At 70.2% G+C, this 5,598-nt stretch carries 6 protein-coding genes and 1 pseudogene; 1 reads left to right on the plus strand and 6 read right to left on the minus strand.

The window, feature by feature from the left end; all coding sequences use genetic code 11:
- Positions 1-34 precede the first annotated feature (34 nt).
- The 6 genes and pseudogenes from RM812_RS40370 to RM812_RS40395 form a co-directional block, all read right to left on the minus strand.
- Positions 35-367, minus strand: a complete 333-nt coding sequence (locus RM812_RS40370) for an HU family DNA-binding protein (RefSeq protein ID WP_007490353.1) — start codon at positions 365-367, stop codon at positions 35-37.
- A gap of 192 nt (positions 368-559) precedes the next feature.
- Positions 560-2,608 carry an NAD-dependent DNA ligase LigA gene (gene ligA / locus RM812_RS40375; protein WP_311585718.1) on the minus strand — a complete coding sequence of 683 codons (2,049 nt, stop codon included), beginning with the start codon at positions 2,606-2,608 and terminating at the stop codon, positions 560-562.
- 110 nt (positions 2,609-2,718) lie between these two features.
- Complete coding sequence (locus RM812_RS40380; protein ID WP_311585720.1) at positions 2,719-3,198, minus strand: hypothetical protein; 480 nt, start codon at positions 3,196-3,198, stop codon at positions 2,719-2,721.
- 79 nt (positions 3,199-3,277) lie between these two features.
- Positions 3,278-3,538, minus strand: coding sequence for a hypothetical protein (locus tag RM812_RS40385; RefSeq protein ID WP_311585722.1), 261 nt, complete (start codon positions 3,536-3,538; stop codon positions 3,278-3,280).
- A pseudogene (locus RM812_RS43240) lies at positions 3,539-3,727 on the minus strand (GNAT family N-acetyltransferase); the annotation flags it as partial.
- A gap of 328 nt (positions 3,728-4,055) precedes the next feature.
- Positions 4,056-4,640 (minus strand): hypothetical protein, encoded by a 585-nt coding sequence (locus tag RM812_RS40395; RefSeq protein WP_311585726.1) that lies wholly within the window; start codon positions 4,638-4,640, stop codon positions 4,056-4,058.
- Positions 4,641-4,898: 258 nt separating this feature from the next.
- Here RM812_RS40395 and RM812_RS40400 point away from each other — a divergent pair.
- The coding region (locus RM812_RS40400; RefSeq protein ID WP_311585729.1) for a GNAT family N-acetyltransferase at positions 4,899-5,598 on the plus strand (700 nt) is incomplete at its 3' end.

Raw genomic sequence — 5,598 nt, forward strand, 5'->3', positions numbered from 1 at the left:
CCCCCCCGCGCGCCCCCACGACATGGGCTGGGCGTTACGCGCTCTTGGGACTCTTGCGCGCGGCGCTGCGTCCGGCCTCGGGGACGGGGCGCTCGCCGCGCGCCATCGCGGTGAACGCGGCGCCCGGGCGGAACACGATCCGCCTGCCTGCGGGGACCAGGACTCGTTCACCGGTCTGCGGATTGCGTGCGCGGCGCGCGGGGGTGTGGACCGCCTGGAGCTTGCCGAACCCGGTCACGGAGACGGCGTCGCCGTCCAGGACGCGCCGGACCAGCGTGTCCAGCACCAGTTCCAGGGCCTCAGCGGCCCGGGCGGTGGAGATGCTGCCGTTGGCCGCGATCTCCTTGATCAGCTGCTGCTTGTTCAAGGTACTTCTCGTTTCTGCTCATGAAGTCGGCGTGCTCGAAGAGGCGCTCGTGGCGCCACCGCTCGCCCAACTCCCCTAAGATTACTGCAATAAATCCAATTAAGCAACTCACGGGGAGGGGGTGAGCCCACGGAAGAGCGCGGTGGCGGGGCGTGAAGCCCGGCCTCCCGCCCCGCCACCGCGTCCACCGGATCAGCCGAGGTAGTCCATGACCAGTGCGGCGAAGGCGTCCGGCGAGAGCACCTCCACACCCAGCTGCTGGGCCCTGGCCGCCTTCGTGCTCAGCTTGCCGCCGGCCGCCGGAGCAGCGACGAGGTAGTCCGTGTTGGCGGTGACGCTGCTGCCCGCCTGGCCGCCGGCCTTCTGGATCAGCGCGGTCATGTCGCTGCGCCCGAGGCCTTCGAGGAAGCCGGTCATCCTTCCGGTGACGACCACGACCTTGCCGGTCAGCGGCCCCTGGCCCGTGCTGGCGGCCTCGGGCTCCGTCAGGGTGACGCCCGCGGCCACGAGCTTGTCGATGACCGGCCCCTGGTCGGCGAGCTGCTGGACGATGACGGGCGCCTTCTCCGCGCCGATGCCGTCCACCTCGCGCAGGGCCGCCGCGTCCGCGCGGCGGATGGCCTCCATGGTTCCGAAGTGGGCAGCGATCCGGCGGGACATGCTGCGCCCGGTGCCGACGATGCCGAGAGCGCAGAGGATGCGGTTGAGCGGCAGTGACTTGGCCTGCTGGATCTGTTCGGCCAGCTTGGCTCCGCGCCTGGCGCTGCCGGAGGCCTCGGTGAGCTGTTCGGTGCTGAGGGTGAAGAGGTCGGCGACATCCCGGACGGCTCCGGCGTCAACGAGGGCCTTGATGTACCGGGCGCCCAGGCCGTCGATGTCGAGCTGGTCGCGCCCGGCGGCGTACTCGATCAGGGCGGGCAGACGGCACGCGGTGCCCTTGACGCAGCGCCACCGCTCCTGGCTCTTGTCGATCTCTCCGCCGCAGTTCGGGCACCGCTCCGGCAGCGGCACCGGCACGGCGTCCTTGGGCCTGCGGGCCACCACCGCGGCCTCGACCCTGGGAATCACATCGCCGGCCTTGTGCACGGTCACCGTGTCGCCCAGGTGGAGATCCCTGCGTCGGATGTCGCCGGGGTTGTGCAGCGTGGCACGCGACACCATGCTTCCTTCCACCTCGACGGGCTCCAGCTCGGCGGTCGGCGCGATCATGCCGGTCCGACCCGTCTCCCAGCTGACAGCGGTGAGCACGGTCATGCGCTCCACGGCCGGCAGCTTGTGGGCGACCGCCCAGTACGGGAACCGGCTCCCGGCCCCCAGTGCGGCCTGCTCAGCCGCGCTGACGGCCTTGACGACGACACCGTCGATGTCGAACGGCAGCGAGCCGCGCTGTTCCCTGATCTCCTCGACGCGCCGTGCAGCCTCGGCCAGCGTGTCCACCACGACGCTGCCGGTCGGCGTGTCGCTGATCGTCTGGACCCCCGCATCGCCGACCGCCTTCAGGACTTCCAGGTGCGTGGCTCCCACGGGTACGAACGTCTCTCCCGGAAGGTCGACCGCGCCGAACGCGAAGAACGTCATCGGCAGCGTGTAGTCGCGGTCCCTGGCCCGCAGCGTGCCGGAGGCCCCAGCGCGCGGGTTGGCGAACGGCTTCGCACCGTGTGCGGCACGCACCTCGTTCGCGCGCTGGAACTGGTCACGGGTAAACAGGGCCTCGCCGCGCACTTCGAACGTCAGCGGCTCCGTCAGCCGGACGGGCAGTCCGACGATCGTGCCGGCCACGTGGCTGATGTCCTCACCGTGGCTGCCGCTTCCCCGGGTGAGAACCTGGGTCAGGCGGCCGCGGACGTAGCGGGCTGCGATGGCGTTGCCGTCGAGCTTGGCCTCTACTGCCCAGCCACCGGCGAGAGGGCGGCCCAGCCTCCGGTCCGCCGAGGCTCCCCAGTCGAGCAACTGCTCGCGGCTGAAGACGTTGTCCAGCGACAGCATCACCTTCGTGTGGGGGACATCGCCCGTCGGTGCCGCGCCCGCCCCGACCTTGCCGGTCGGAGAGTCCGCGGCAACGTCCTGCGGGTGGTCCTTTTCCCAGGCCGCGATGGCTCGGATGAGCCGGTCGTAGGTCACGTCGTCGAGCGGGCTGTCCCCGTCGCCGAAGTAGGCCTTGGCGGCCTCGACCGCCTGGCGGACCGCTGCCAGGTAGTCGTCGCGGCTGGACAGCACCGGTTCTGAGGCAAGGGTGGTCATGGAGAATCCCGATTCATATGAGATGTGGTGATGTGGCGGCGCATCAACATGCCGCCGCGGGACGGCCCGCCGGGCGGCGGGCCGTAGAAGGAGGGCGCAGAGCCGGGGTGTCAGGCCCGGCTGCCGACGGCGACGGCCGCGGCGATGTGCGCCAGCTTGGTGCGCAGGGTGAGGGACATGGAGGCGTACGCGGGCACCATGTCGGGGTGCTGCGTGCCGAGCAGCCACTCCTCAACGAGCGCCAGCCGCGCCCGCAGCCGGGCATCCTGTTCAGCGAGCTGTGGGGAGGCCGCGCCGACAGGGACAGGCAACTCGGGAGCTTGGCCCGTGACGGGCGCAAGGACGGCCGCGGTAAATCCCAGGGGCAGGCCGGCCCCCGGAGACCGGGAGGCAAGGATCTCCGCGTCCTGGAGCGCGAGGACGGCGTCAGCGTACGGCTCAGCGTCGACGAAGGCGATGACCACCGTGTCGAGCAGTTCCGCGATGCGCTCCAGAGCCCCGCGGTCGGGGTGCTGCCTGGCACCGCTGCGGATGACGTCCGCGAGCGCACTGGCGATCAGCGCGGCGTGCTGGGAGGGCGTTGTGATCAAGGAAGCGTCCTTCCGGGAGTCGACGGGCCTGACTGCGGGAGGCGGGAGGCGGCGTGGTGAGCGGCCGGGGCCGGGCGGATCAAAGGACAAGGCGGCCGTGGCGGTAGTGGGCGGACGGCGGCACCGCACACCCGGGAAGCAGACCGGTGACGACCCTTGCCGGAGCCCCCGGCACTTCAGTGAGCCCCACCCCGGGGACGAGGGGCTTCACAGCACTCTGGTGCCCGGGCATCTTGCGCACCTGCATGCCGTTGGGCAGTGCGACGAGCAGCCGTTCCTGCCCCGCCGTGTAGCCGTGCCGGGTGTAGAAGCCGGCGAGCCCGGGCGGATGCTCCAGCACGAGCAGGCGAAGCCCCGCGAGGCGGCTGTGATGCTCGGCCGCGCGCAGCAGTTCGCTGGCGATGCCCTGTCCCCGGACGTCGGGCGCGACCGCAACACCCCCGATGTACAGGGGTGGGTCTCGGTCCAGTGAGGCGGGCTGGCCATCAGCACGCCGACGATGCGGTCGCCGAGTCGGGCCGTCAGGCACAGGCAGTCTCCGTGCGTGAGCCGTCCCGGCTGCAAGGAGAGGACCACCGGGACTGTGCGCGGGACCGGCTCGCCAGGGCTGACCAGCGACAGCAGATCGCAGACCGCGTCCAGGTCGCGGAAGCGGGCGCGTCCGATACGTACAGGGGGTGTGGGTTCAGGAGAAGCGTCGTGCTGCATGGGTTCCGTCCAGAAGGCGGGAGACCGCCGGGTGAATCATCGGTGCCGGACCCACGTGGGCGTCCGGGAAACGGCCTGTGAGGAGGTCGGCGTGTGAAGGAGAGCGATCAGCTCTCGGACATGCCCACACGCTACATGAATAAATCCAATTATGCAACACTCTGGGTTCGGTTCGCCACCCATTCCGGCCCGGTCTGCCGGGTGGGTGCAACCGGGACGGCGAGGTAGAACTCGAGGACCGCCAGGTGCCGAGCCATCGGATCGCCGAAGGCGAACCTCGCGCGCCGCAGCTCGCCCCCGGCCGTCATGCCTACGATCCGGTCCTCCATCAGCGTGTACGTCTGGGCAAGGGCGACTTCGATGCGGTCGCCGGCGGCGTGAAGCCGCGGGCACACCTGCAGTGCATACGCCGCACAGTCCTGATGGAGCGGCGGCTCCAGGTAGTACCCGGCGTCCGTCTCGCCGACGAACGCCAGCTGTTCCATGGTGGCGATACCCTTCGTGCACAGACCGCACAGTCGCTGGACCATGAACTCGCGCTGCCGAACCGGGCATTGCTCGCCGAAAGCGGGAGTTCCGCGCCCCGGCGTGCATGGGCAGGTGATGTGACCTCCCAGTTCGTCGTTCGACGTTACGAATATCGAACCGTCGTCATCCGCCTCGTACCAGGAGATGTTGCCGGGGACTGGACGTCCCGCAGTGTTGCGGGGCAGCTGGGTGACGTGCTGCGGCATGGGCACACTGCGCCAGGAACCGTTCACTGAATTACTCCGTTTCGCACTTCTCGGTGTCGGCGTTGTCGCCGAAGGTGCGCTCTTCGATGAAGCGTCGCGAGTGGGCGCGAGCGGAGCCCGCTGCCCGAACATCTAGAGACTATCGAAGTAAATCCAATTAGACAATACTGATGTCCCTGCTCGTGGTCACTCGGCCAGCGGGACCTGTTCCTCCGCCGCACGGCCCAGCGACGGGCCGCCACCTGGCAGGCTGACGCCATGACTTCCGTCGACGACGCCCTGAGGCTCGTGTGGCCGGCCGAGCTGCGTACCGACCGTCTCCACTTGCGGCCGGTCACCACAGATGACGCTCCCCTCGTACGCCAGTTGCTGACCGATGCCACAGTCCGCGCCCACCTCGGCGGCCCGGCCTCGGAGGAGCGCGTCGCCGCGCGGCAGACCACGTACCCGACGACAGCAGGCGCCTGGACCGTCGTCCGGGCAGCCGACGACCAGCCGGTCGGCCTGGTGACCATCGGCCCCGACCACCGGTGCGAAGGCGCCGCCGAGATCTCCTACCAGCTGCTCCCCTCTGCCTGGGGCAAAGGGCTGGGACGGGAAGGGGTGGCCGCGGCCGTCAGCTGGTGGACAGAGACCGTACCCAAGGGCGGCCCCATGGTCGCGGTCACCCAGGCGGCGAACGCAGGGTCGCGCCGCTTGCTGGAGTCGATCGGGATGACGCTCGTCGACGAGTTCGAGGAGCACGGGCAGCCTCAGTGCCTCTACACCCCCGCCGGCGACCAAGGGGACGCCGACCTGCGCTGGGCCCGCCTGATCGCCGAGCGCGTGGACGCCTCCGAGAGGCGCCGCGGCGCACAGGCCCGCGCGACCGCGATGGGCCAAGAGCTTCCGGACAACCTGACAGCACTGTCTCCCGATGACCTGTCCCGACTGTGCCCTGATCGGCATGGTGCCTACG

It is taken from the genome of Streptomyces lancefieldiae, from assembly GCF_031845825.1.
In the GTDB taxonomy this organism is placed as follows: Bacteria; Actinomycetota; Actinomycetes; order Streptomycetales; family Streptomycetaceae; genus Streptomyces; species Streptomyces lancefieldiae.